The organism is Maribacter arenosus (assembly GCF_014610845.1).
In the GTDB taxonomy this organism is placed as follows: Bacteria; Bacteroidota; Bacteroidia; order Flavobacteriales; family Flavobacteriaceae; genus Maribacter_A; species Maribacter_A arenosus.
Genome location: NZ_JABTCG010000005.1, coordinates 435,200 through 460,107, shown reverse-complemented (window position 1 = coordinate 460,107; position 24,908 = coordinate 435,200). Strand labels below are relative to the sequence as shown.

Sequence of the window (24,908 nt, the reverse complement as noted above, 5' to 3'; positions counted from 1 at the left end):
TTTCTAATTTTGGAACAAATGGCAACCATGAAAAAAATACTACTTCTAATACTCCTAACAAGTCAGATTTCCTTAGGAAATTCTCCTTTTTGGTCGAAAACAGGGCATAGGGTAATCGGTGAAATAGCCCAGGAAGAACTTTCGGGAAAGGCTAGACGTGCAATCGATAAACTTTTGGGAGGAAAGAGCATCGCCTCGATTTCAAATTTTGCTGATGAAATAAAGGCGGATAGGCGTTTTAAAGAGTTCAGTGCTTGGCATTATGTGAATATTCCAGCAGGTAAGGTGTATAATGATATTGAGCCAAATAAGTATGGTGATTTGGTGGTAGGTATTCGTAAATGCATTGCAATGGTCGAAAATGAGAAGAATACTAAGGCAGATCGGGTCTTTTATTTAAAAATGTTGGTGCATTTGATCGGCGACCTTCACCAACCCATGCATGTAGGAAGGGTTGAGGATAAAGGGGGAAATGATATACAGGTACAGTGGTTCGGAAGAGGGAGTAACCTACATAAGGTCTGGGATTCGAATATGATCGATGACTACGGATTGAGTTTCTCTGAATTGGCGAATACCCTTCCCAAACTGGATAAAAAGGGGATAAGGAATATTCAGAAAGGAACCCTCCTTGATTGGGTAGAGGAGTCACATAAAATCGCCGATACACTATATGATTCCGTTGAAGTTGGTGAAAAGCTTGCCTATCGATACAGTTATACGTGGTGGGGCACGGTCGAGTCCCAACTTCATAAAGGGGGATTACGTTTGGCCCAAGTGTTGAATGATCTTTTCAAATAACGGTTTTCCCAAGGAACCCACGGCAATTCAATTTTGGCAGATGTATTTAATCACCTTATCCTAAAAAAGGGAATTTGGTCGAATAATAATACCTTGGCATAAGATCTGAAGTTATATTAGTGTAGTTGCGCATGAGGACATTAGTGCAGTGACCCAAACGCTAAAGGCAGTGCTAGACTTGTAAGAAGGGTATAAAAAAAACCGGTACATAATGATATTACCGGTTTTTTTTATTTCAACAATCTAAAGGTAAGGTTTATACGCTCCCCTATGCGTTTTGACGTCTTTGGCACCTGATGCTGCCAATGATGCTGTGTTTGTCCCTTCATCAGTAATAAACTCCCGTGTTCCAAAAGTATCTTATGCCTCAAAGCCTTATTCTTTTTGTGCCGTAAATGAAAGGGCCTTTCTTGCCCAAGACTTATGGAACCGATGATGGGGTTTTGTCCCAGCTCCTTTTCATCGTCCGAATGCCAACCGTTACTATCTTGTCCGTCCCTATAGAGATTTAAAAGGCAGGCATTGAATTCCACTTGGGCAATTGCCTCGATACTGTCCTTGATTTCAAGCAATTCGCCAGTGAACAAATTCGGTTGCATAATGATATTGGAATAGGAATATGTTTTTTTTCCCGTACCATACAACGCCGTTAATCTGGGTTGTGGGTGCACTTTGCCGAAAATCTTTATATCATCTTGCTGCCAAGGAATAGTGCTTCTAAAATGCTTAAAATACCCATCAGCCTTATTTAAATCGATAAAGTTCGGATAATAAGTGATATCACAATCATCCAAATTCAAAGGAATCATCCTTATGGAACTCATTGTAAAACCGTACTTAATTGACTTCTGTATGCCGATGGATTCTGGCCTGTAAAGGCCTTGAACGATTTGTTGAAATGTGAAAAATTGTTGAAACCACATTCAAAACATACCTCTGTGATACTCAAGGGTTGTTCAGCCAACAATTTGGAAGCGTGTACCAGACGATATTCATTTACAAACTGCACAAAGGTCTTATTGGTAATCTTTTTGAAGTATCTACAGAACGAAGGTATGGTCATACTCACTAGATCCGAGATTTCCTGTAGGGTTATTTCTTCCTTAAAATTATTTTTGACATGGTTGAATACGATATTGATACGATCATTGTCTTTGGTATCGGCTTCCAAGGAATAGCCATGGGCATTCAATATCCTGAATTCCTCGGTATTGGCCAATCCATGCAGAATGTCCAATATTGATAATAGGCGCTCAAAACTGGATTGGTGATCCAAAGCCTCCATCTTTGCGCCCAATCGCTGTTTTGTTTCCCCAAAGAAGACTACCCCGGCTTTCGCTACCTCAAAAATATTTTGGATTTTTCTCATTTCGGGAATATCGAAAAAATCGTTCCCTAAAAAGTCCGTCTTCATTTGAATAACCGTTTCACTTCTATTTCCTGTCAATTTATCCGTAAACCCGCAATGGGGCAGATTACTACCTATTAATATAAGCGTACCATTGGTATAATAAGACAGGTTACTTCCGATTTGGCGTTTACCGGCCCCACCATTGACATAAACCAGTTCAATTTCGGGGTGATAGTGCCATATATTATTTCTATTGTTCTTTGAAGCGTCGAACTTCTGGTACATATATGAATGCCCAAAATTGGGTTCAATGGCTTCTAAAGTAGGTTTCTGTTTTAGCATTTAATAATGTTTATATAATGCAAATTTAGTAAGGTTGTTTTTAACCCAACTTTGCAAAATTAACTCAAATCTATGCTAAATTACCCCTTAACAATTAATTAACCTACTAATCTGGTAAAATAACACATAAATTGGAAAAAACTGATGTAGTGAGAGGGATATTGCGGTCGTAAGTTTGTCCTGTAATTAATTTTATAATAATTAAAAAAAAGAATATGAACGCACCAATTAGTAAGATGCCGACAGTTGCAAGAAGGAATTCATTTTTTTCAAACTTTAAAGACAGTAAAAGAGTTGTCTGGGCAACCAAAAGAAATTACAATCGCTAATAAAAAGTAGAAAATTCAGTAATCAATAAATTATTCATCAATCAATAAATTATTCATTAATCCTTAAAATCAGAATGTTATGAAAACAATTAAGAAGTTAACACTAAGCACGGCCTTTTTATTCATTACCGCCTTTGGCATGGCCAACAAGATCGATTTAAGAATTGTCAAAGACGAAGATAGTAAAACCTTGGTCTTTAGATATGACAATCTATCCACAGATGCAACGCTGAAGTTCATTGATGAACAGGGCAATGTAATTTTCGCTGAAGCCTTGGAAGATAAAACGGAGTATTTAAAAAGATTTAATTTGAATAGTCTGGAAACAGGAACATATTTCCTTGAAGTGGAGGATGCGGTAAAAGAGACAGAATACACCATTTTGGTTGAAGATTCGGGCATTTCTATCGAAAACAAGTTAGAAAAGAACAAGCCTGTCTTCAGAAAGAAGGATGGTATGGTTTATCTTAATCTTTTGAACTTGAGCAAAAAAGAAGTTGAGATCAAAGTTATAGACAATAATGACAGGGTGGTTTATAACCAAGTATTTAAAAACGAGGGGCTTATTGAAAAGGCTTTCAATTTTAAAAACGCCTACAGCGGTCGATATAACATTATAGTTAAAAACTTTAATGACAAGTATTTCGAAGAGATGATAGTTGATTAAGTTGGTTTAATTTAGTTCGAGGGAAAAGGGGGCGTAAGCCCCCTTTTTTTTGTTCGGATCACAAATAGGAGTAGGCCCAATACATGAGCACGAATTGAAGGGGTATTCTTAAGATCAAAACCCATTTAGGCAAGCCTGCCGATGCTTTTTCACTGCTTAGCATATAAAAATGGACCAAAAGGAATATGGCCAACATTAAAATAATACCATAAATGGAATATTTCTTTGTAATGTTGAAGCACAATCCTGTACCTAAAAGAATTTCGGCCATACCACTCAACCCCACCAATAATTTAGGCTGCGGGAGATATCTGGGCATTATACGGAGATATATTTTTGGCCGTACGAAATGCATGATCCCGGCAATGATGTACAAAACAGCCATACTATAGAGATGCCATGGAAATGCCATAATTTGATTCTTTAGTTGCCTTTATCTTTAAGATACTGCTTTAAACGCTCCCTTTTATAATCGGGAAGTGCTGTATTGTCAATTGCCAGGTTTACAAGGTCAACATTTTTTTCCTTCGCGTATAGTAATTTATAAAACTGCTGTACGGTAAGCGGGTTTTTAGATTGTTCGGTCAGTTCAAGTATATCCCCTTTGTTTACATTCCCCTCTATAAGAATACGGACATAAGTGCCTGGATGGCAGTGGTCGATGTATTGTTTTATAATGTCTTGGGTGCCAAAGCGAACACCTAATTTGTAACAAGGTTCCCTAGGTTGTGAGACTTGAACCAAAGACGCACCTATTTTATAAATGTCGCCGATCCGTAACTGGGATTCATTAAGTCCCTCAATGGTCAGGTTTTCCCCGAACATGCCCCAATCCCATTCCAGATGGGGGTACTTGCTTTTCCAATATGGATACTGCGCTGATGAAAATAAATAGCATGCTTTATGTTCCCCGCCGTGATGTTTACGATCAACTACGGTATCATCTTTGACATCTGTTTTTCCTAGAAACAAGGGTTCTTGTGTTGGATATTTATAAATTCCTGTACGCTCTTCCTTACCATTCCATAAAAAAGTAGTTGGATTGCCAATATTGGTGGAAATTATTTTCATCCCCTAAAGATAGGAAACCGGATAATATTGATGGTAATATCCCGAAGACAATACTAAATTACCCAGTGGGGTACTTTGGTCAGGAATTTTTAATCGTTAGAAGACTTATTCGCTTTTAACCGTACGCCTTTTGACAAGTATTTTTTAATGGTTTGATGTTTAAACTCGGTCAGATGGAAAAAGAGAATATCGTTTCCTTTATTTTCGAGATCATATATATAAGTTTTTTCTTTACATTTCAAGAAGGCAGAGTCGCCCTTATCAATTCGCATAAGTATTATCTTTCCGTCAGCATACCTTGATATTGCCAATCCGGAAGTTAACGAAACCCAGCTATAATCCATATTTATTTTGCGAAACGGCAGTCTTTCGTTTGGCAATAATATAACTTCCCAAAGTCGAATATTTTCGTTTTCGAATATTAAGTTTTGACCAAGGTCATTGCTTATTCTTTGATCTTTTAATTCTTTTATTTTACCGGGACTCCAGCTTTCAAAATTTCCTGAAGCATTTATTTCTAAAGTATTCATTTATTATTATAAATTTAAAAGGACCGAATTATTTATTGACTTCGGGGGAACTACCAATTTTATTACTGACTTATCAATTTAAAAATCCACATCTTAGGGGAATTGGGAAATCAAAATGATCACGGTCCTTTTGTTTAAACTTTCACACACATATAAAGATTTGGTATATAAACGCTAAAATGCAACTAACGTGAAGGAGAAGGTGTCCTGATTTCCGAAATCAGGACACTTTGGAATACTAAAAAGCTTAGGAGTGAGGTATTTAGCGACTCAAACCATTCTTAACATTTGATTTTGTGAAATACTTGAATTAGTAGTAAAATTAGGATTTGAGGGTATTTAACCCTATACGGCTGTTCTTTCCTTATATGCGGTGGGTGTCATTCCTGTCATTTTTTTAAAGGCGGAATAAAAAGCACTTTTACTATTAAAGCCAACTTCTTTTCCAATTCCTTCAATACTGAAATTTTCCGCACTTTTATTTTTCAATAGCCTTTCAGCTTTTTTAATTCGATGCTGATTTATATACGTATTGAAATTTTTATTTAAAATAGTGTTGATTGCTGTAGAAATACGTTTGGGATGTTCTTTCAATTTTTCTGCCAAATCAATAATGGTAAGTTCAGCAGACATATAACTTTCGCTACTTACAACATAATCCTCAATTTGCCTCATTAGTACTTTTAAATCTTCAATGGAATAGCTTTGGTTATAGTTTTCAGCTATAGATTTAATTTCAGGGAATTTTGGAGATAGTTCAAGTGTAGAAGAAACATTACGTTGAATAACACCATTACCCGCGATCCAATATATTGCTATCAAATCAAAAATGGAAAATATCAGTTTGAAATAAAAGTTTTGGGGAGAAATAAAGTATAAAACATGAATTATTACAGAGGTACTTAAAGCATATATAAGGAAAATACGAACCCATTTAAGCTCTTTGAATTCTATTAGGGAGAATGTGTTCTTTACTTCCTTTATATGGAAATTGACAAACCTTAAATTCCAAATGCCTATCGCCCATGAATAACATATTCCTATGAACGTAAAAAAAAGTTCGTGCCAAAAACTTTGTGCAATTTCCAGTTTTGTTGAATAGGGTAGGAAATATATAACGACTTGTAATAAAAATGATAATATTCCTGGAACGATTACCCAATATTTTGTTTTTTGATTGGAAAAAATCGATACTTTTTGTGTATAAATGAAGAACAATGGAAAAAGCAACCATGAAAAATTAAATGGCAAAAGCAAAAATTCTGGATGTAGTTCATCTAGATTTAACCCTTTTGGTATAAAAACGGCTAATTTCAAAGAAAATAATAACAAGTAAAGCCCAAGAAAAAAAGTACTTCTAAAGTGCTTATGGCTTAATATTAGCAATAATAAACCTAAAGTAACCCCTTGTATTAACCCTATAATATCCATTAGGGTTTGAAAATTGAAACCAAGGTTGTTTATTTCAAACATAAAAGCGGGATAGCAATTTTTAAAGTAAGATACGATGTAATATTCTTATATGAAAGTGGGCACAAATATATTCTAAAAGGTATTCTTAATAATAATTGGGTAAAAATAAAAAACCGATACTTATAGTTCGGTTTTTTATTTTTTTAAGATGAAACTTCTTATTTCACTCCTTATCCAATTGCTTGGTAATAAAAAAACCTATTAACAGTCCCGTGCCTGCGAGTAGGAAAATGCTACCGGGCATGGCATAAAATGAATCCCCTGCCAAATTGTTTTGTAAGATGCCCCCAAGCACGATGCCGCCACCGATGCCCATTAATAATAGGGCCAAATTCAAGATAAGGATTTTCCATACCGGAGCGGCCTTTTCACTTTTTCCCTTTACGAATATACTAGCATCGGCCCCTTTTTCTATAAGGGCCAATCGTTCCTTGTTCCTTGTTGAAAAGTGAAGATACGCTATGCCGAAAATGACGATGAATAAACTGATGAAAATAAATACCGGTCCTACCATGATTTGATTGTTTTTAAATACTGAAACCAGCTCAGTACAGATTGATTAATAAACTCGTTCATAGGGTAAGACGCAGGAATTTTATGCTGGGTTACACAAACCCATGTTTTTTTTATATTTTATGTAACCGCTAGAGGATATTCAGCGTCATATGCAATAGATGAGCCTTGAACAAGACCAACCTTTGATCAATAGGACCTTAAATGGTGATATGGGCGCCTTTGCCGACTTGGTAGACCGTTATAAATATATGGTCTATACCTTGGCGATGCGAATGGTTAAAAATAAGGAAGAGGCAGAAGAAATTGCCCAAGATTCCTTTTTGAAAGCCTATCAAGGGTTAAAACGGTTTAAGGGGGATGCCAAATTTTCGACATGGTTGTATAAAATCGCATATTACCGCAGTTTGGACTATGTGCGAAAGTCGGGCCGAAAAATTGAAACAACATCGATTGATAAGGTTTACGAAAGGCATTTAGGCGAGGAAGAAAATGTGATTATGCACTTTGAACGGAGCGAACAGAACAAAACCATAAAAGATGCACTTCGGTTGTTGCCAGGTGATGATGGTATTTTAATCACCTTGTTTTATTATGAGGAACTTTCATTACAGGAGATTTCAGCGGTAATGGACCTAACCGCCAATAACGTGAAAGTTAAATTGTTTAGGGCAAGAAAACGCCTAATGAATCTATTGGCCGATACATTGGAACCAGAAATAATACGGAGTTATGCAAAGGATAGATAAAGATGATACCGATAAATTCGATATGGTAATTCGAAAAAGAATAAAGGAAGAAGGTTTGGAACAACCTTCATTGAATTTTACGAATGCCATTATCTCCAAAATCGAGGCGGAAAAACGTCCAAGACAAGTCTTGGGCTATAAACCATTGATAAACAAGAAAATATGGTGGGGGATCATAGCAATTGTATTAGGTGGTTTTGCTTTTCTTCTTTATGGGGATGCCGTTGCCAAAAACGATTGGTGGCCAGAAAAAATACTTTTGGAATTTGGTAAAATAGATGTGCTCGATCAAATGCCCGAGTTTTCAGTATCTGATATTTATGTTTATGCGTTTATTGGATTGGCGTTCTTTGTAGGCTTGCAAATTGTATTGTTAAAGAACCATTTTGACAAAAGGTATTTTTTTAAATAAAGAATGGACTTTTAAAAGGATAATTAAAAAATACCGTCCTGACCATTAGGCCAGGACGGTTTTTTAATTGTTTGGTTCGATTTACATATACCAAAGACTTATCATGATCGATTTGTCTTCTACCAACTTAAAAACCGATTTTTTAAAACTAGGTATTCCCTTGTGGTTGTTCGAATTTCCAACGCCTTCTTTGGGCATGCCGAACCAATTGGTTTTTAGTTCATTATCGTCATCTTCATCATGAAAGACCATTACGGCATATTCACCATTGGGCAAGTCCAAACGAATATCGGCCATTCCGTTTTTTATATGGACCAAACCTCTTTGAATTGCTTTACCCACATCACTGGGAAAACCGACGTTATCTGAAAATACCGTATAGAGAATTTTCCCTCTTTCAGATTTTATGCCTTCTATCTTAATGCTTAGGCTATTGTCTTGGCCACATGCGTAGCTTCCAAAAAGGAATACTATACCTAGAATTAAGTTTCTCATCTTTAGGACACCGGTTTGCCCAAATTTAGCCAAACTATTTGACCATTTCGTAACTCCGCTTAATAAAATTGGTCAACTCTTCCCCTTTTAGTAGACCTTTTGACAGTCTTGCCAGATCTAAGGACTGGTTGATCAAACGTTCGCGTTTTTTGGCCGTTTTTGTATTTAAGATCTCACCAACAAGTTCGTGGTTGGTATTTACGATAAGATTATACATCTCGGGCATATTGCCCATTCCGAACATTCCGCCACCACCGGTTTTCTGCATTTCTTTCATTCTACGCATGAATTCGGGTTCGGTGATTATAAAAGGTGATGCATTGCTGTCCATCGCCTCCATTTGAATGGTATATCCTTTATCGGTAATAACCTCTTCTAAATTAGTCTTTAGGCGTTCTTTTTCTTCATCTGAAAGTTTAGATATCTGGGTGTCCTCTTTTTTTATCAAATTATCCAAATGATCGGCATCGACCCTGGCAAAGGAAAGATTCTCTTTCGAGGTTTCCAATTTTTGCATTAAGTGGGCAATAATGGGGGAGTCCATCAATAACACCTCATATCCCTTATTTTTTGCCGCTTCTATATAACTGTGTTGCGCTTCTTTGTCAGAAGCATAGAGTACTACAAGCTTGTCATCCTTATCGGTCTGATTTGCCTTTAACGCCTCCTTCATTTCCTCAAAAGTGTAGTATTTGCCATCAACCGTTGGATATAGGGCGAATTTATCGGCTTTTTCGAAAAACTTCTCTTCGGAAAGCATACCGTATTCAATGACGATTTTAATGTCGTTCCATTTGGCCTCAAATTCTTCCCGGTTGTTTTTAAAAAGGGAATTCAATTTATCGGCAACTTTTCTGGTGATGTAAGATGCAATTTTCTTTACTGCACCATCGGCCTGTAAATAGGAACGTGACACGTTCAAAGGAATGTCAGGGGAGTCAATGACCCCTCTTAACATAGTTAGGAATTCTGGAACAATTCCCTCGACATTATCGGTAACAAAGACCTGGTTCTGATAGAGTTGTATCCTATCTTTTTGAATGTTCAGATCATTGGTTAATTTCGGAAAATATAAGATCCCTGTTAGGTTAAAAGGATAATCTACATTTAAATGGATGTGGAACAAAGGTTCCTCGAACTGCATAGGATAAAGCTCCCTGTAAAAACTCTTATAATCCTCATCCTTTAGGTCGGCAGGTTGCTTGGTCCAAGCAGGATTGGGATTGTTGACAATATTGTCAACTTCTTTTGTTGGTGCTGGATCTTCTTCTTTTGCTCCTTCCGGTTTAGGAAGGGTTTCTGTCCTTGTTCCGAATTTTATGGGAATTGGCATGAACTTGTTGTACTTGTTCAATAATTCCTTGATTCTATTTTCTTCTAAAAACTCGGTAGAATCATCGGCAATATGAAGTATGATCTCGGTACCCCTATCCTCTTTTTTGCTCTTTTTTAAAGAAAACTCCGGGGAACCATCACATGACCAATGTACCGCAGGTTCTTCCTTATAACTCTTGGTTATGATCTCGACCTTATCGGCCACCATAAAGGAGGAATAAAAACCAAGTCCGAAATGACCGATTATGCCAGCATCCTTACCCGCTTCTTTATATTTGTCCAAAAATTCCTCTGCCCCAGAAAAAGCAACTTCGTTAATATATTTCTTAACCTCTTCCTGGGTCATACCAATTCCTTGATCGATGATATGGAGCTTTTTCCCTTTTTTGTCCAATTTAATTTCGATCATCGGATTACCGTAGTCCACTTTAACCTCCCCAATGGAGGTCATGTGTTTTAATTTTAAGGTTGCATCCGTTGCGTTTGAAATCAATTCGCGAAGAAAAATCTCATGATCGCTGTAAAGGAATTTTTTGATTAAAGGAAATATATTATCTACTGATACATTGATTTTACCTGTAGCCATTTTTTTTATTTTTAAGATTAATAGAACATACCTGTCAAAAAAAATACCATTCTCGTAAAGAATGACAAACTGGCACGAAAACTTGAAAAATTGGACATCCGAAACTTTAACAAATATTTTTGTTTAATAAAAAGTAAAAAACATTAAACAATACTTATATTTGTACCTGTTGGGAATTGATTTGCTATGAAAAAGTCAAAAATACCCAATTACTACTAGATTTTAGTGGTTAGGTTGTTAGAGAGCGTGCTTTCCTCGGAAAGCACGTTTTTTCAACCAAACTTTATTAGAGCAAATAAAACACTGCAATTTTTCCAAACTATAAAAAATCATTCTATGGGTGCGAAGGTCAAAACGAAAAAGCTTACGGAAAATGATGTGATAGCCATGTATATGGACTATGTCCTGGAACATGGAATAAAACCGAAGTCGGTTTTTAAATTCTGCAAACAAAATTCGATTTCCGAATCTGATTTTTATTCATTCTTTGGTTCTTTGGAAACTATCCCTAAACGGATATGGATCAAGTTCTATGATAATACAGAGATGTTGTTGGGAAAAAATAAGGAATTCGAAGGATTTTCGAACAAGGATAAGATGCTCACTTTTTATTATTCGTTTTTTGAGTTATTGACCTTGAATCGAAGTTATGTGCTATTCTCATCACACCAAGAAAAAAACCCTTTGAAGAACTTAAAACAGCTTAAAGGGCTGCGAAAACGAATCAAGGGTTTTGCGACCGGTTTAATAGAGGAGGCCAATGATGGCAAGCCATTGAAGATAACCAAACATAACCCTGGACTATTTTCTGAAGGCGCTTGGTTTCAATTTTTGTTTCTATTGAAATTCTGGAAAGATGATGATTCCAAGGGGTTTGAGAAGACCGATATAGCCATCGAAAAATCGGTAAATACAATTTTTGATCTTTTTGACAATACTCCCTTAGAGAATATTATCGATTTTGGTAAATTTCTTTATAAGGAGACCTTTGTATAGTAGTTAACCTTAAGTCCTATAAATATTGAAAACATTAGATGCAATTCCTACAGGTAAAATCGAACGTGCGGGCAAACTCGTAAAGACGGGGGTAAAAATCGGTGGTAATTATGCCAAGTATTACGGAAAGAAGCTAGTTAACCCTGAACATACCAGGGATGAGCTTAACGAAGACAATGCCGGCGATATTTATGACGGCTTGAAAAGTTTGAAAGGTAGTGCCCTGAAGGTTGCCCAGATGTTAAGTATGGAGAAGAACCTCCTTCCAAGGGCTTATGTCGAGAAGTTTTCACTTTCACAATTTTCGGTGCCCCCACTTTCAGCTCCGTTAGTCCGTAAAACGTTTAAAAAGTACTTGGATAAATACCCAGAGGAGCTTTTTGATACTTTTGAACGTAATTCGATTAATGCGGCAAGTATAGGCCAAGTGCACAAGGCGACCAAGGGTGATAAGGAATTGGCGGTTAAAATCCAATATCCCGGTGTTGCAGAGAGCATCAGCAGTGATCTGGCATTGGTAAAGCCCATCGCAATGCGTATGTTTAATCTTCAGGGAACAGATTCTGATAAATACTTTAAGGAGGTAGAGCATAAATTGAATGAGGAAACCGATTATGTCCTCGAATTGCAACAAAGCAAGGAAATATCCAAATTTTGTGCGCATATCCCCAATTTGGAATTCCCAACTTATTATGAAGAATTGTCCAGTGATCGGATTATCACCATGGATTGGATGCATGGACTCCATTTAAGTGAATTTGCCAAGACCGATTTTAAAGCGGAATTAGGAAATAAGCTAGGGCAGACCCTATGGGATTTTTTTATGTATCAAATACATGGATTGCGAAAAGTACACGCAGATCCACATCCGGGCAATTTTCTCATTAGCGATAGGGGAACTTTGATTGCCATAGATTTCGGCTGTATCAAGGCGATTCCTGATGAGTTTTATATCCCCTATTTTGAGTTGGCCAAAAAAGAGAATATTTCAAATGACGTGGTTTTTACCCGAAAACTCTATGAATTAGAGATCCTGACCCCTGCCGATACAACGGCGGAATTCAAGTTTTTCAAGGAATTGTTCAAAGAAATGTTGACCTTGTTTACTACCCCTTTTAATGAAGAGACCTTTGATTTTGGAGCAGACGATTTTTGGGTCAAAATAGCTGATTTAAGTCAGCGATATTCAACGGATCAACAGATTCGAAAGATGAACGGAAATAGGGGTTCTAAACATTTTCTTTATATGAACCGCACCTTCTTCGGGCTTTTTAACTTACTTCATGATTTGAAGGCAACGGTAAAGGTGGATAACTACAAGAAGTACCTGGATTAGATATTATCTTTATTTTTCTTGTTACTATTTTATCTATTGATTTAAAGCGAAGCAATCACTACCTTGCAAGACGATAGATGTGCAATCTATTGAACAAACCTTAACAGACGATACGATGTATAATTCTAAAATTACTGGCCTCGGGTATTTTGTTCCAGAGAATGTCGTGACCAACGATGATTTAGCCAAGGTTATGGATACCAATGATGAATGGATTCAGGAACGAACAGGAATAAAAGAACGGCGCCATGTAATCAAGGGTGAGGATACGACTATGACCATGGGGGTCAAGGCTGCCAAAATAGCTATAAAGAGGGCAGGTATTGACAAAGACGAAATAGACTTCATTGTTTTTGCAACACTAAGTCCAGATTATTACTTTCCAGGACCAGGGGTTTTGGTTCAAAGCGAACTGGGAATAAAAACCGTTGGGGCCTTGGACGTAAGAAATCAATGTTCAGGTTTTGTATATGGTATTTCGGTCGCCGACCAGTATATTAAAACAGGTATGTACAAAAATGTACTTGTTATCGGTTCTGAAGTACACTCAACGGGTCTGGATTTTACCACAAGGGGAAGAGGGGTAACGGTTATTTTTGGGGATGGTGCAGGTGCTGCGGTCCTTTCGCGTGAAGAAGACCCTACAAAAGGAATACTTTCAACACATTTACATTCCGAAGGTCAACATGCAGAAGAACTCTCATTGATCGCTCCCGGTATGGGCAAGCGTTGGATAACGGATATAATCAAGGACAACGATCCTGACGAAACTTCTTATTATCCCTATATGAACGGGCAATTTGTTTTTAAGAATGCCGTGGTTCGTTTTAGTGAGGTTATCATGGAAGGTTTGATGGCAAATGGCCTCACCCAGAAAGATATTGATTTACTTATACCCCATCAGGCCAACTTGAGAATTTCCCAGTTTATTCAGAAAAAATTTGGATTGAAAGATGACCAAGTCTTCAATAATATTATGAGATATGGAAATACTACAGCTGCCTCTATACCCATTGCGCTGACGGAAGCTTGGGAACAAGGAAAGGTAAAAGATGGCGATTTGGTCGTGCTTGCAGCCTTTGGTAGCGGATTTACTTGGGGTAGTGTCATAATAAAATGGTAGATGTTAACCCATTTAAATAATAAAACCCTGACGAACTTCGTCAGGGTTTCTTTTTGACCAGACTTTTTTGAGACCAACCAACCATCATCCCAACAAGTCTTGGCCAATGTCATGGTATACCATAATACTACTATCCATTCATAACTATCCAAATCAGATTGTATTAGCATGGTATGGTACACTGGTGCTGTATAAAAGACGTAATTAATTCACTATTGTTACCAAAGGTGCATACTTTAACTTTCTTTTATCAGTTGAATTGACAGGGTATGGGAATTGATAATCAATGACAAACAATTGGTAAAATAAAATGTTTTAGGTGTATGGAAATTCGATGGGGTCCTTAATCATAAAACCCTGACGTTTCCGTCAGGGTTCCTTTCGCTGATAAGCTATACTAAACACTAACCATTAACTATAAACATATAACTTTATCAACGATCTTATATGTGATTCAGTAATTATTAATACCATTATCTTGTTTTTATAAAGACGTACTTTTAGCAAAAAAATTACATTTGAAAAGCAATTTTAACATATGAAAGACACACTTGTTTTTGGGGCTTCATTAAAACCAGACCGCTATAGTAATATCGCAATAAAACGTCTAGTTGACAAGGGTTATGTCACTAAGGCTTACGGATTACAAGTAGGAGTAATTCACGGGGTACAAATTATGACCAATTTAGATGATATCCAAAATATACATACGATTACTTTGTATTTAAACCCAAAAAGACAGAAAACCTATTATAATGACATCATTAACCTACAACCTGCAAGGGTAATTTTTAACCCAGGAACTGAAAACCCTGAATTTTATGAACTACTCGAGAAAAACGGTATAGAAATCGTCATAGCCTGTACTTTGGTACTCTTGGCAACCGATCAATACTGATTTTTCATTGGTTTTCATAAATTTCAATTTTAAATAACCTAAAAGAAATCCGAAAATAACGGAATGGAAGCCGTGGTAGTCCCGAAATGAAGCCTACGCAGATAAATCCTACCAATAAGTAGTTCTAATGGAATATTTTAAGACCTTGTTTTGGATTATGTCGGGTTATTCAGATTGCTTGTCTGTTTTTTCCGAATCAACAGCAACCCTAAAAAAGTTATAAATCCATTTAAAGGTAGCAGTTCATAACCAAAAACATATCCTCCTAGATTTTCAGGAGGTAATTTCCCCAAAATATAGCATATGGCAACTGATACTAAGGCGACAATCCAAACATATTTGTCCTTAATTTGATGTTTTGTGAAAATACCAAAAGCGAATAGCCCCAATAATGGACCATAGGTGTACGATGCTACTTGTAATAGCCCATCAATAACATTGGTATCGAGAATATGTTTAAAGGCGATGACCACTATAATCAATAACAGGCTCATACCTATATGGGTGGCTTTTCGAATTTTTTTACGCCTGTTCTCCGCTTTTTTTTCAATGCCTAAAAAATCTACACAAAAAGAGGTGGTCAAGGAGGTTAAGGCGCTATCAGCACTACTATAGGCCGCAGCAATGAGACCCAAAATAAAAGTAATGGCAACCGTCATGCCCAAGCCACTGTTCAACGCTATTTCCGGAAACAATAAGTCGGGTTTTGGTTTGCCGTCCATTACCGGGATTGAAATCTGGAATTTATCCGCATAAATGAACAATAGTGCCCCGAGCAGCATAAAAACAAAAGTAACAATAACCAATATTACACTAAAGCTTACCATGTTCTTCTGGGAATCTTTTAAGGTCTTACATGTCAAGTTTTTTTGCATCATATCCTGATCTAACCCGGTCATGCAAATCGTAATGAACATACCGCCCAAAAATGACTTAATGAAATGATTCTTGTCCCCAAAATCATTTAAGAACAATGTTTTGCTATATTGTTTTAGTTCATCTGAGGACAAAAAATCCATAAACCCCCAATCCAATTGTCTTAGTATAAAAAAGATGGATAACCCTACTGAAACCAACATAAATAATGTTTGTAAGGTATCTGTCCATACGATGGTCTTGATACCCCCTTTAAAAGTATAGATCCATATAAGTAAAATGGAAAGGGTAACGGTGAGTTCAAAAGGGACATTCCAGGTATCAAAGACAAATTGCTGCAATACAATGGCCACCAAGAACAATCTGAAGGAAGCTCCTAATACACGGGAAACAAAAAATGAAATGGCGCCTACCTTATAACTCACAAACCCAAAACGATCATCGAGGTATTCATAGATCGAAGTTACATTTAGCCGATAATAAATAGGAAGTAGTACATAGGCAATTACCATATAGCCCAACAAATAGCCAAAGACAACTTGCATATAGCTGAATTGGGAAGCCTCTACCCAACCTGGCACGGAGATAAAGGTTACACCCGACAAGGATGCCCCGATCATACCAAAGGCGACCAAATACCAAGGAGACTGCTTTCCAGCTTTAAAGAAATCAGCATTTGAATCATTTTTCCCAGTTAAGTAGGATATCGATAAAAGTACAATGAAATAGGCCCCGATAAGAAGCAGAATATGGGTGGCTGACATATAAATAAATTTCAGACGCAAAGTACAAAAAGAAAAAATAGTGCGTAATTTTGTCGTTATGGATTTTTCGTCAAAACTTTTGGAGAACGCCGTTCATGAAATGTCACAGCTACCAGGAATCGGAAAACGGACCGCCTTAAGGCTGGTTCTTCATCTGTTAAAGCAACCTAGTGGTCAAACAACTAGATTGTCCTCGGCATTGGAGGGCCTTCGAAATTCGGTCAAATTTTGTACCCAATGCCATAATATATCCGATGTTGAACTTTGTGAGATATGTACCAATCCGAAACGGGATGGAAGTGTGGTATGTGTGGTAGAGGATATAAGGGATGTTATGGCGATAGAAAACACGGGTCAGTTCAATGGACTTTATCATGTATTGGGCGGAAAGATTTCCCCTATGGAAGGTGTTGGACCCCAGGAATTGACCATTGCATCATTGGTGAATAAGACCAAGGAAGGAAAAATCAAAGAATTGATATTCGCCTTAAGTTCAACTATGGAAGGGGATACCACCAATTTTTATATTTACAAACAACTTGAAGGGGTAGAAATAAAGACCTCGACCATTGCCCGTGGTATCTCTATTGGCGATGAATTGGAATATGCCGACGAAGTAACCTTGGGGCGCAGTATCTTAAATAGAATTCCATTTGAAAATTCATTGAAAACAAACTAGGGATATAATAAATGAACCTTTTTGTGGTATTATTTGCTAATTTTAGCAAATAACGGATCTAAAACAGTATAGAATTTAGCAATATGTCAAAATTTGAATTGAAATTACCACGTATGGGCGAAAGCGTTGCAGAAGCAACGCTGACTTCATGGTTGAAAGAAGTTGGTGATACTATTGAAATGGATGAAGCCGTTTTTGAAATTGCCACCGACAAGGTAGATTCTGAGGTGCCTAGCGAAGTAGATGGCGTATTGGTTGAAAAATTGTTCAATGTTGATGATGTGGTCAAGGTCGGTGACACGGTTGCCATCATCGAGATTGAAAATGAAGAACATGATACCGATGAACCTGATACGGGAACGTCAGAAGTATCGGAAATTTCCAGCGAAGTTGTTGAGGAGATTTCCCAAACGGTCGAAACGGCCAAAGAAACGGCAAGTAGCTCAAAACAATACCAAGGTTCTTCGGAACGTTTTTATTCTCCCTTGGTAAGAAATATTGCGAAGCAAGAAGGGATTTCCATGGTTGAGCTTGAAGCTATAGAAGGTACGGGTCTGGAAGGCAGGGTTACTAAAACCGATATTTTGGCATTTGTTGCGGCAAGAAAACCTTCCAAAATACCTACTGGGCCGACCCAGGCAGAAAAAACAAAATCCGAGCCAATACCTACCCCTACCCAAAGCGTGGTTGAAAAGCAGCAAACACCACGGGTTGTATCTTCCGATGGCCATGAGGTGATTGAGATGACCCGTATGGGAAAACTCATTGCCAAGCATATGGTCGATAGTGTTTCCACATCCGCCCACGTTCAGAGTTTCATCGAGGTCGACGTTACCAATATCGTAAATTGGAGGGATAAGGTCAAAGACGCCTTTTATAAGGCTGAAGGTGAGAAATTAACGTATACCCCCATTTTTATGGAGGCTGTTGCCAAAGCCTTAAAGAAATATCCAATGATGAATATTTCTGTCAATGGTGACACCGTAATAAAGAAAAAGAACATTAATATTGGTATGGCGGCGGCTTTACCAGATGGCAATTTGATCGTGCCAGTGATTAAAAATGCCGATCAATTGAATTTGGTAGGTATGACCAAAGTGGTAAATGATCTTGCGGAACGATCAAGGAACAATCAATTGAAACCAGATGAGGTACAAGATGGCACATATACCGTCACCAATGTGGGTACTTTTGGCAGTGTCTTTGGTACTCCGATCATAAATCAACCCCAGGTGGGTATATTAGCTCTCGGTGCGATACGAAAAATACCTGCGGTTATTGAGACCAGCGAAGGTGATTTTATCGGCATCCGCAGTAAAATGTACTTGTCCCATAGTTATGACCATAGGGTGGTAAATGGTGCTCTAGGAAGTATGTTCGCCAAAGCTGTAGCCGATTATTTAGAGGCCTGGGATGTACATCAGGAAATTTAACCCTGGTTTTATTATAGGCTTAGCAAATTTTTACAGTGCATAAAAATTTAGTACAATGCATTCGATTCCCTTGTTTTTATCACATACCTTAGTGGCTTTTAAATTTATTATTAGCCTGATCAAGAATGAGATTTCATTTACTTATTTCAAGGAATGTTCTTTATATCCTTTTACTTTTTTCAAGTTCCTTGTTGTTTTCCCAGGATAAAGATCCTATAAATCTTTTTATCGATTGCAATTGCGAAAAGAGTTACTTAAGGCAAGAAATAAATTATGTAAACCATGTACGTGATCAACAATTGGCCAATGTTGTCCTTATGATCTATGATATTGCCAATGGCAGTGGAGGCCGTACCTATAAACTGGATTACAAGGGAACAGGTGCTTATGATAAGATTGGTCTTGAACGCTCCTTCGATTCCAATATGAACATGACCTCCGACGACATTCGTAAAGGACTTTTGGAAACCGTGAAAAATGGTCTTCTTCGGTATCTGATCGAATCTGATGTCTCGGATAAAATATCCTATAAGATTACTGATGAAGGTTTGGCAAAAAGACAGGATATTGATTTTGATGATCCATGGAACAATTGGATTTTTGAGGTCTATGGCGAGGCCCAACTCGATAAGGAATCAAGTAGAAAGGAGTTTGAATATGAGATTGGCTTTGAAAGTGACCGGGTAACCGAAAAATGGCGTATTCGAACCGATCTTCAAATGAACCTGTCCAATAGCAAATACGTTCAGGATGATGAGGAATTTTTAAGCAAGACCGAAAGATATTTCGGTTATGGGAGCATTGTGCGAAGTCTATCCGATCATTGGTCGGCAGGTATTTTCGGTGGGGCGAAATATGATACATATACCAACATAGATCTCTCCATGAGTCTTACCCCAGCTATTGAATATAATATTTTTCCCTATCGTGAGGTCCTTAGAAGGGAAATCGTATTTGCCTACAAAATCGGATACATTTATAATAATTACATCGATACGACAATATTCGGCCAGGACAAAGAATCTTTGTTCAACCATTCCCTCGATGTACAAGTGAGGTACAGGCAACCCTGGGGCAATATCTATTCAAGGTTCAGGGTCATGAGTTTTTTAAATGATTTTTCTAAAAACCGGGTCGAACTATACAGTAATATTTCGGTACGGGTGTTTAAAGGACTGGCTGTTCGGTTTTCAGGGAACCTGGACATAATTCGAGATCAAATAAATTTGCCATCCGGCAGTGCATCCTTAGAGGATGTTCTATTACAGCAAAAACAAATTGCTACAGATTTTGAAGTGGGCTTTAGGGTTGGGCTAAGTTATACCTTTGGATCTGCCTTCAACAATATCATCAATACGCGATTATAGTACTGTTTCCTATGTTTTAGTCCAATGGCTTCAAATACTTGTAGTAGGAACAGGGAACTCAATTAATGGAATTATTCATTTCGTTAATGTTTTCTAAGACTTATCTTTGTCCAAAGATTAGGAGAAATGGAGTTAAAGCTGACAAGACCGATTTGTTTTTTTGATTTGGAGACCACGGGAACCAATGTTGCACATGATAGGATTGTAGAGATATCCATTTTAAAAATATTCCCCAACGGAAATAAGGAAAGTAAGACCTGGCTGGTAAATCCTGAAATCGAAATCCCTGCAGAAGTTGTCGAAATCCACGGAATTTCAAATGAGAAAGTGGCCAATGAACCGACTTTCAAAGAGTTATCGAAAGATATTTACAATATGATCAAGGATAGCGATTTGGCGGGATTTAACTCCGATCGCTTCGATATCCCATTATTGGCAGAGGAAATGTTGAGGGCCGAAGTTGATTTTGATATGAAAAACATGGTATCGGTAGATGTTCAGACCATCTTTCATAAAATGGAAAAAAGAACCCTGGAAGCCGCTTATAAATTCTATTGTGATAAAGACCTGGCTAATGCGCATAGTGCCAAAGCGGACACCTTGGCCACCTATGAGGTTTTATTATCCCAATTGGATCGTTATCCAGAATTGGAGAACAATATCAAGAAATTGGCTGAATTTTCGACCCATAAAAGAACCGTTGATCTTGCGGGGTTTATCGCCTTGGATGATGACGATGAGGAAGTGTTCGCATTCGGCAAACATAAAGGGAGAAAAGTCTTGGAAGTGCTCGATAAAGAGCCTGGCTATTTCGGATGGATCCTAAATGCCGATTTTCCATTGTATACCAAAAAGGTCTTGACGCAGATCAAGCTAAGTAGATTGAACAACAAGTTAAATTGAATGCGGTTCTTAGTACTTTTTTTAGTCCTTCTTTTAGGCTTAAGTTCAACTGCCCAGGAAATTCTTTTCGAAGGATATGTGCTTGATCATAAGACCAAAAAACCCATTCCTTATGTTAATCTTAGTTTTCTCAACACATTAAAAGGAACATCCACGGACGAAAAAGGGCATTTTTTTATCGACCTTCCTACAAACTTTTTAGAGAAACAAGTTCATATTTCTTCATTAGGTTATAAAGATACGATTGTAATCGCCAAGGATATTTTCAATAAAAAGAGATTTGGAATGGTAGAGGAATCCTATGAATTGGATGAGGTGGTCGTATCTGAATCTTTTGGGAATTCCGATGTCCTGAACCCGATAAGCAGTTACAGCCTTACCAGTGGGTTTTCATCCTCATCAACCCCTTGGGTATTGGCCCTTTACTTCCCTAATATCGGGGCGCAGAAAAAATATTTGGATAAGGTAACCATGTTCTTTCAAAAGAATAAATTGTTCAAGGGACCTAGTGCCAAGTTCCGTTTACGAATCTTTGATGTTGAACCAAAGACCAAAATGCCAAGAACTGATATTTTGCGGAAAAGCATAATATTGGAATCAAACCTCGAGGAAGATTTTGTATCCATTGACCTAGGGGCCTTCAACTTAAAAATGCCGGAAACCGGGGTTTATGTGGGGGTGGAATGGTTGTTCGTGCCCTTCAATTGGTATCGTTATTCCTATAAGCATCCCATTACAAAAAAGAAAATGGTAGAAGACAGATTTGCACCAACATTCGGAGCCGTTTACAACAAAAACCAAAATTATAAGGCCATGGTCTATGGTATGGGGCAATGGACCGATTTTAAAGTGAGGTCCAAGGATGATACTGGGAATTTGATTCCTGCTATAAGTCTGAAACTATTGAAAGAGTAAGTTCATTATGAAAATAATCTGTATTGGTAGAAATTACGCCGCCCATATTGAGGAATTGGCGAATGAGCGTCCCAAAGACCCCGTTGTATTTATTAAACCAGATTCCGCTGTTTTGCCCAAAGACCAGGATTTTTATATTCCCGAATTTACCAAAGAGGTGCATTATGAGGTTGAGGTATTGATAAGGATCAATAAGGTAGGCAAGCATATCGATAGGCGTTTTGCGCACAAGTACTATAATGAGGTTGGTTTAGGTGTTGATTTTACGGCGAGGGACCTTCAATCAGCATTGAAACAAAAAGGATTGCCTTGGGAAAAAGCAAAAGGTTTTGATGGTTCGGCAGTGATAGGTAGATGGCTGCCGAAATCCGATTTTAAAGATTTGAACAATTTAAATTTCACACTCTATAAGAATGAAGAACTAGTCCAGAAAGGTAACACAGGCTTGATGCTCTGGAATATAGATGAACTTGTGGCTTATGTCTCTACTTTTTTCACATTAAAAAAAGGCGATATTTTGTTTACAGGAACACCTGCGGGTGTTGGTCAGATAACAACAAATGATTATCTTTCGGGAAAGTTGGAAGGACAAGAACTTTTTTCGTTAAAAATTAAATAATGATATACAATCTTGATAAAATAAATGAGATGGCCGATGGTGACGAGGATTTCATCAATTCTGTTATATCTGTCTTCTTGGAAGAAGTACCCCAAGATCTTGAGGGACTCGAAAAGGCGCTCGAACAGCAAGACCATGAACAGGTATATCAACTTGCCCATAAAATTAAGCCCAACGTTGACCTCTTGGGTATGGAACAAACCCGGGCCGTGGCACTTCAGCTCGAAACTTTGGGAAAAAACTCGGCCAATATGAGTGAAATCCGAGAGGTGTTTCCCCTATTGAAAAAAGACATTCATCAAGTAGTAGCAGAGCTTAAAAATGATTTTAGTCTATAATGTTTGCTGAAATCATTACTATTGGCGATGAGATTCTCATAGGTCAAATCGTGGATACTAACTCGGCTTTTATCGCTAAAGAGCTCAATAAAATCGGAATATCGGTTTATCAAATTACTTCGGTTCAAGATGAACGTCAGCATATTCTTAACGCCTTGGCTGAAGCGAAGTCAAGAGCCCAAATTGTGATTGTCACCGGGGGATTAGGCCCTACCAAGGACGATATTACCAAACATACATTTTGCGAGTTTTTCAATGACAAATTGGTTCAAAACGATGAGGTCCTAAAGCATGTTGAGAACTTATTCTCAAGTATTCTCTCTATTCCTATATCTGAAGTAAATAGACAACAGGCCAGGGTGCCTTCGAAGGCGACGGTATTGCACAATGCCAATGGTACGGCACCTGGAATGTGGATGCAATCCGACGGTGTTGCTTTTGTATCACTTCCTGGTGTACCGTTTGAAATGAAAGCCTTAATGGTCAATTCGGTTATTCCGAAAATTATAGAAGAATATAAAAGACCCTATATCGTTCATAGAACCTTGGTCACCTATGGCCTTGGGGAAAGTGCCCTAGCGGAAAAAATCGAAAACTGGGAAGAACACCTACCGCCATTTATTAAATTGGCCTATTTACCGAATTTGGGTAAAGTTAGGTTACGGTTAAGTGCCAAAGGGGAAAATAGACAAATCTTGATCGATGCCATTGAGGACCAAATTAATAAATTGCAACCCCTGATCGGTGATCTGATATATGGCACGGAAGATGAGGAAACCCTTGAAGAATTGGTGGCGAAATTGTTTACTGCGAAAAATATGACCTTGGCAACGGCCGAAAGTTGTACGGGAGGCAAAATTGCAGAAAAAATTACCACAATGTCCGGTGCATCGGCATATTTTAAAGGTAGCGTTGTAAGTTATGCCACTGAGAGCAAGATAAAGGTACTTCATGTGCCAAAATCTATGATTAATGAACATTCAGTGGTCAGTGCTGAGGTAGCGAAAACCATGGCAATCAATGTAAAATCGTTGTTGAATACTGATTTTTCCGTGGCTACAACGGGTAATGCGGGACCAACAAAGGGAGATTCCGATGCTGAGATCGGAACGGTGTTTATAGCCATAGCCACCCCAAAAGAGGTGTACGTTCATAAATTCATGTTCGGGAAACAGCGGACAAGAATAATTCAAAAGGCTGTAAATAAGGCATTTGAGTTGCTTCAAAAAGAAATAATAAAAATCTGAAGTAGAATTTTGTCCATGACGCAAAAATGATATAAATTTGCAGCCTGTTTAAAATGAAAAATTAGGCGCGATGTCAAAAGTTTGTGAAATTACGGGAAAAAGAGCGATGTTTGGAAACAACGTATCGTTTTCTATCAATAAAACAAGGAGAAGATTTAACGTAAATCTTTCTAAAAAGCGCTTTTATCTTCCCGAGGAAGATCGTTGGATAACGCTTAAAGTTTCAGCCAAGGCGTTGAAGAGCATAAACAAGAAAGGCATTTCTGCTGTTTTAAAAGAGGCTAAAGCACAGGGATTGGTAAAATAATCCTAAAAAGATAGATTACAATGGCAAAAAAAGGCAACAGGGTACAAGTTATATTGGAATGTACGGAGCATAAAGAGTCCGGACAACCAGGAACTTCCAGGTATATAACTACAAAAAATAAAAAGAACACTCCCGAAAGGATGGAAATAAAGAAATTCAATCCTATCCTTAAGAGAATGACTGTTCACAAAGAAATTAAGTAATTAAGACGGTATCACTAAGGTGAAAATGTCAAATAACGCATAAGGTAATGGCAAAGAAGACGGTAGCAAGTTTACAAACAAGTTCAAAAAGATTGACCAAAGCTATAAAAATGGTCAGATCTCCGAAGAGCGGGGCTTATATATTTCAAGAATCTGTTATGGCTCCAGAAGCGGTCAACCAATGGTTCGCAAATAAAAATTAATTGATTCTTTCAATTTTTAAAAGCTCCTTTTGAAAGAAAGGAGCTTT

Annotated in this window: 29 protein-coding genes; 19 read left to right on the top strand and 10 right to left on the bottom strand. The window is 37.7% G+C overall.

Features of this window, described 5'->3' with window-relative positions; genetic code table 11:
• Positions 1 to 27: 27 nt before the first annotated feature.
• Positions 28 to 801 (top strand): S1/P1 nuclease, encoded by a 774-nt coding sequence (locus tag HPE63_RS15860; RefSeq protein WP_188315262.1) that lies wholly within the window; start codon positions 28 to 30, stop codon positions 799 to 801.
• 230 nt (positions 802 to 1,031) lie between these two features.
• On the opposite strand, the gene HPE63_RS15855 is transcribed toward HPE63_RS15860, so the two are convergent.
• Both HPE63_RS15855 and HPE63_RS15850 read right to left on the bottom strand, forming a co-directional pair.
• Positions 1,032 to 1,625, bottom strand: coding sequence for an alpha-ketoglutarate-dependent dioxygenase AlkB family protein (locus HPE63_RS15855; protein WP_188315261.1), 594 nt, complete (start codon positions 1,623 to 1,625; stop codon positions 1,032 to 1,034).
• Positions 1,622 to 2,494, bottom strand: coding sequence for an AraC family transcriptional regulator (locus tag HPE63_RS15850; RefSeq protein ID WP_188315260.1), 873 nt, complete (start codon positions 2,492 to 2,494; stop codon positions 1,622 to 1,624). Before HPE63_RS15850 ends, HPE63_RS15855 begins: the two co-directional genes overlap by 4 nt.
• Before the next feature lie 408 nt (positions 2,495 to 2,902).
• Here HPE63_RS15850 and HPE63_RS15845 point away from each other — a divergent pair, with 408 nt between their 5' ends.
• Positions 2,903 to 3,490 (top strand): hypothetical protein, encoded by a 588-nt coding sequence (locus HPE63_RS15845; RefSeq protein WP_188315259.1) that lies wholly within the window; start codon positions 2,903 to 2,905, stop codon positions 3,488 to 3,490.
• A gap of 58 nt (positions 3,491 to 3,548) precedes the next feature.
• Here the strand turns inward: HPE63_RS15845 and HPE63_RS15840 are convergent, their stop codons facing one another.
• The 5 genes from HPE63_RS15840 to HPE63_RS15820 form a co-directional block, all read right to left on the bottom strand.
• Positions 3,549 to 3,902: a DoxX family protein gene (locus HPE63_RS15840; RefSeq protein ID WP_188315258.1), complete on the bottom strand. Its 354-nt coding sequence runs from the start codon at positions 3,900 to 3,902 to the stop codon at positions 3,549 to 3,551.
• A gap of 11 nt (positions 3,903 to 3,913) precedes the next feature.
• On the bottom strand, positions 3,914 to 4,561 hold the full coding sequence (locus HPE63_RS15835; RefSeq protein ID WP_188315257.1) for an MOSC domain-containing protein: 648 nt from the start codon (positions 4,559 to 4,561) through the stop codon (positions 3,914 to 3,916).
• 89 nt (positions 4,562 to 4,650) lie between these two features.
• Positions 4,651 to 5,091 (bottom strand): hypothetical protein, encoded by a 441-nt coding sequence (locus HPE63_RS15830; RefSeq protein ID WP_188315256.1) that lies wholly within the window; start codon positions 5,089 to 5,091, stop codon positions 4,651 to 4,653.
• A gap of 345 nt (positions 5,092 to 5,436) precedes the next feature.
• Positions 5,437 to 6,522 carry a helix-turn-helix domain-containing protein gene (locus HPE63_RS15825; protein WP_188315255.1) on the bottom strand — a complete coding sequence of 362 codons (1,086 nt, stop codon included), beginning with the start codon at positions 6,520 to 6,522 and terminating at the stop codon, positions 5,437 to 5,439.
• A gap of 205 nt (positions 6,523 to 6,727) precedes the next feature.
• On the bottom strand, positions 6,728 to 7,078 hold the full coding sequence (locus tag HPE63_RS15820) for a DUF6249 domain-containing protein (protein ID WP_188315254.1): 351 nt from the start codon (positions 7,076 to 7,078) through the stop codon (positions 6,728 to 6,730).
• Between the two features lie 160 nt (positions 7,079 to 7,238).
• Here HPE63_RS15820 and HPE63_RS15815 point away from each other — a divergent pair, with 160 nt between their 5' ends.
• Both HPE63_RS15815 and HPE63_RS15810 read left to right on the top strand, forming a co-directional pair.
• A complete protein-coding gene (locus HPE63_RS15815) occupies positions 7,239 to 7,826 on the top strand; it encodes an RNA polymerase sigma factor (RefSeq protein WP_188315253.1) in 588 nt (195 codons plus the stop codon).
• Complete coding sequence (locus HPE63_RS15810; RefSeq protein ID WP_188315252.1) at positions 7,810 to 8,238, top strand: hypothetical protein; 429 nt, start codon at positions 7,810 to 7,812, stop codon at positions 8,236 to 8,238. Before HPE63_RS15815 ends, HPE63_RS15810 begins: the two co-directional genes overlap by 17 nt.
• Before the next feature lie 81 nt (positions 8,239 to 8,319).
• On the opposite strand, the gene HPE63_RS15805 is transcribed toward HPE63_RS15810, so the two are convergent.
• Both HPE63_RS15805 and htpG read right to left on the bottom strand, forming a co-directional pair.
• Positions 8,320 to 8,733 (bottom strand): DUF2141 domain-containing protein, encoded by a 414-nt coding sequence (locus HPE63_RS15805; protein ID WP_188315251.1) that lies wholly within the window; start codon positions 8,731 to 8,733, stop codon positions 8,320 to 8,322.
• A gap of 34 nt (positions 8,734 to 8,767) precedes the next feature.
• The gene (gene htpG / locus HPE63_RS15800; protein ID WP_188315250.1) at positions 8,768 to 10,654 is read right to left on the bottom strand and encodes a molecular chaperone HtpG; all 1,887 of its coding nucleotides are present in this window, start codon (positions 10,652 to 10,654) and stop codon (positions 8,768 to 8,770) included.
• Positions 10,655 to 10,990: 336 nt separating this feature from the next.
• Between htpG and HPE63_RS15795 the strand changes: the two genes are divergently transcribed.
• The 4 genes from HPE63_RS15795 (at position 10,991) to HPE63_RS15780 (ending at position 15,007) form a co-directional block, all read left to right on the top strand.
• Positions 10,991 to 11,650 (top strand): TetR family transcriptional regulator C-terminal domain-containing protein, encoded by a 660-nt coding sequence (locus HPE63_RS15795; RefSeq protein ID WP_188315249.1) that lies wholly within the window; start codon positions 10,991 to 10,993, stop codon positions 11,648 to 11,650.
• 25 nt (positions 11,651 to 11,675) lie between these two features.
• Positions 11,676 to 12,986, top strand: coding sequence for an ABC1 kinase family protein (locus tag HPE63_RS15790; RefSeq protein WP_188315248.1), 1,311 nt, complete (start codon positions 11,676 to 11,678; stop codon positions 12,984 to 12,986).
• A 115-nt stretch (positions 12,987 to 13,101) separates the two neighbouring features.
• Positions 13,102 to 14,109, top strand: coding sequence for a 3-oxoacyl-ACP synthase III family protein (locus HPE63_RS15785; RefSeq protein ID WP_188315247.1), 1,008 nt, complete (start codon positions 13,102 to 13,104; stop codon positions 14,107 to 14,109).
• Positions 14,110 to 14,647: 538 nt separating this feature from the next.
• Entirely contained in the window at positions 14,648 to 15,007 is a 360-nt protein-coding gene (locus HPE63_RS15780) for a CoA-binding protein (protein ID WP_188315246.1), read from the top strand.
• Between the two features lie 155 nt (positions 15,008 to 15,162).
• Here HPE63_RS15780 and HPE63_RS15775 read toward each other — a convergent pair whose 3' ends face one another.
• Positions 15,163 to 16,647, bottom strand: coding sequence for a sodium:solute symporter (locus tag HPE63_RS15775; RefSeq protein WP_188315245.1), 1,485 nt, complete (start codon positions 16,645 to 16,647; stop codon positions 15,163 to 15,165).
• 58 nt (positions 16,648 to 16,705) lie between these two features.
• Between HPE63_RS15775 and recR the strand changes: the two genes are divergently transcribed.
• The 11 genes from recR to HPE63_RS15720 all read left to right on the top strand — a co-directional run bounded on the left by recR (position 16,706) and on the right by HPE63_RS15720 (position 24,861).
• A complete protein-coding gene (recR, locus tag HPE63_RS15770; protein WP_188315244.1) occupies positions 16,706 to 17,326 on the top strand; it encodes a recombination mediator RecR in 621 nt (206 codons plus the stop codon).
• Between the two features lie 83 nt (positions 17,327 to 17,409).
• Positions 17,410 to 18,759 carry a dihydrolipoamide acetyltransferase family protein gene (locus HPE63_RS15765; RefSeq protein ID WP_188315243.1) on the top strand — a complete coding sequence of 450 codons (1,350 nt, stop codon included), beginning with the start codon at positions 17,410 to 17,412 and terminating at the stop codon, positions 18,757 to 18,759.
• A 125-nt stretch (positions 18,760 to 18,884) separates the two neighbouring features.
• On the top strand, positions 18,885 to 20,126 hold the full coding sequence (locus tag HPE63_RS15760; protein WP_188315242.1) for a DUF481 domain-containing protein: 1,242 nt from the start codon (positions 18,885 to 18,887) through the stop codon (positions 20,124 to 20,126).
• Between the two features lie 126 nt (positions 20,127 to 20,252).
• Positions 20,253 to 21,029: a 3'-5' exonuclease gene (locus tag HPE63_RS15755; RefSeq protein ID WP_188315241.1), complete on the top strand. Its 777-nt coding sequence runs from the start codon at positions 20,253 to 20,255 to the stop codon at positions 21,027 to 21,029.
• Positions 21,030 to 21,944, top strand: coding sequence for a carboxypeptidase-like regulatory domain-containing protein (locus HPE63_RS15750; RefSeq protein ID WP_188315240.1), 915 nt, complete (start codon positions 21,030 to 21,032; stop codon positions 21,942 to 21,944).
• Between the two features lie 7 nt (positions 21,945 to 21,951).
• Entirely contained in the window at positions 21,952 to 22,563 is a 612-nt protein-coding gene (locus HPE63_RS15745; protein ID WP_188315239.1) for a fumarylacetoacetate hydrolase family protein, read from the top strand.
• Positions 22,563 to 22,901, top strand: coding sequence for an Hpt domain-containing protein (locus HPE63_RS15740; protein ID WP_188315238.1), 339 nt, complete (start codon positions 22,563 to 22,565; stop codon positions 22,899 to 22,901). The genes HPE63_RS15745 and HPE63_RS15740 overlap by 1 nt, the downstream gene beginning before the upstream one ends.
• Positions 22,901 to 24,148, top strand: coding sequence for a competence/damage-inducible protein A (locus HPE63_RS15735; protein WP_188315237.1), 1,248 nt, complete (start codon positions 22,901 to 22,903; stop codon positions 24,146 to 24,148). The genes HPE63_RS15740 and HPE63_RS15735 overlap by 1 nt, the downstream gene beginning before the upstream one ends.
• A gap of 70 nt (positions 24,149 to 24,218) precedes the next feature.
• On the top strand, positions 24,219 to 24,455 hold the full coding sequence (gene rpmB, locus HPE63_RS15730; protein ID WP_188315236.1) for a 50S ribosomal protein L28: 237 nt from the start codon (positions 24,219 to 24,221) through the stop codon (positions 24,453 to 24,455).
• A 20-nt stretch (positions 24,456 to 24,475) separates the two neighbouring features.
• Positions 24,476 to 24,658, top strand: a complete 183-nt coding sequence (gene rpmG, locus HPE63_RS15725) for a 50S ribosomal protein L33 (protein ID WP_154368514.1) — start codon at positions 24,476 to 24,478, stop codon at positions 24,656 to 24,658.
• Between the two features lie 47 nt (positions 24,659 to 24,705).
• Positions 24,706 to 24,861 (top strand): DUF4295 domain-containing protein, encoded by a 156-nt coding sequence (locus HPE63_RS15720; RefSeq protein WP_188315235.1) that lies wholly within the window; start codon positions 24,706 to 24,708, stop codon positions 24,859 to 24,861.
• Positions 24,862 to 24,908: the final 47 nt, after the last annotated feature.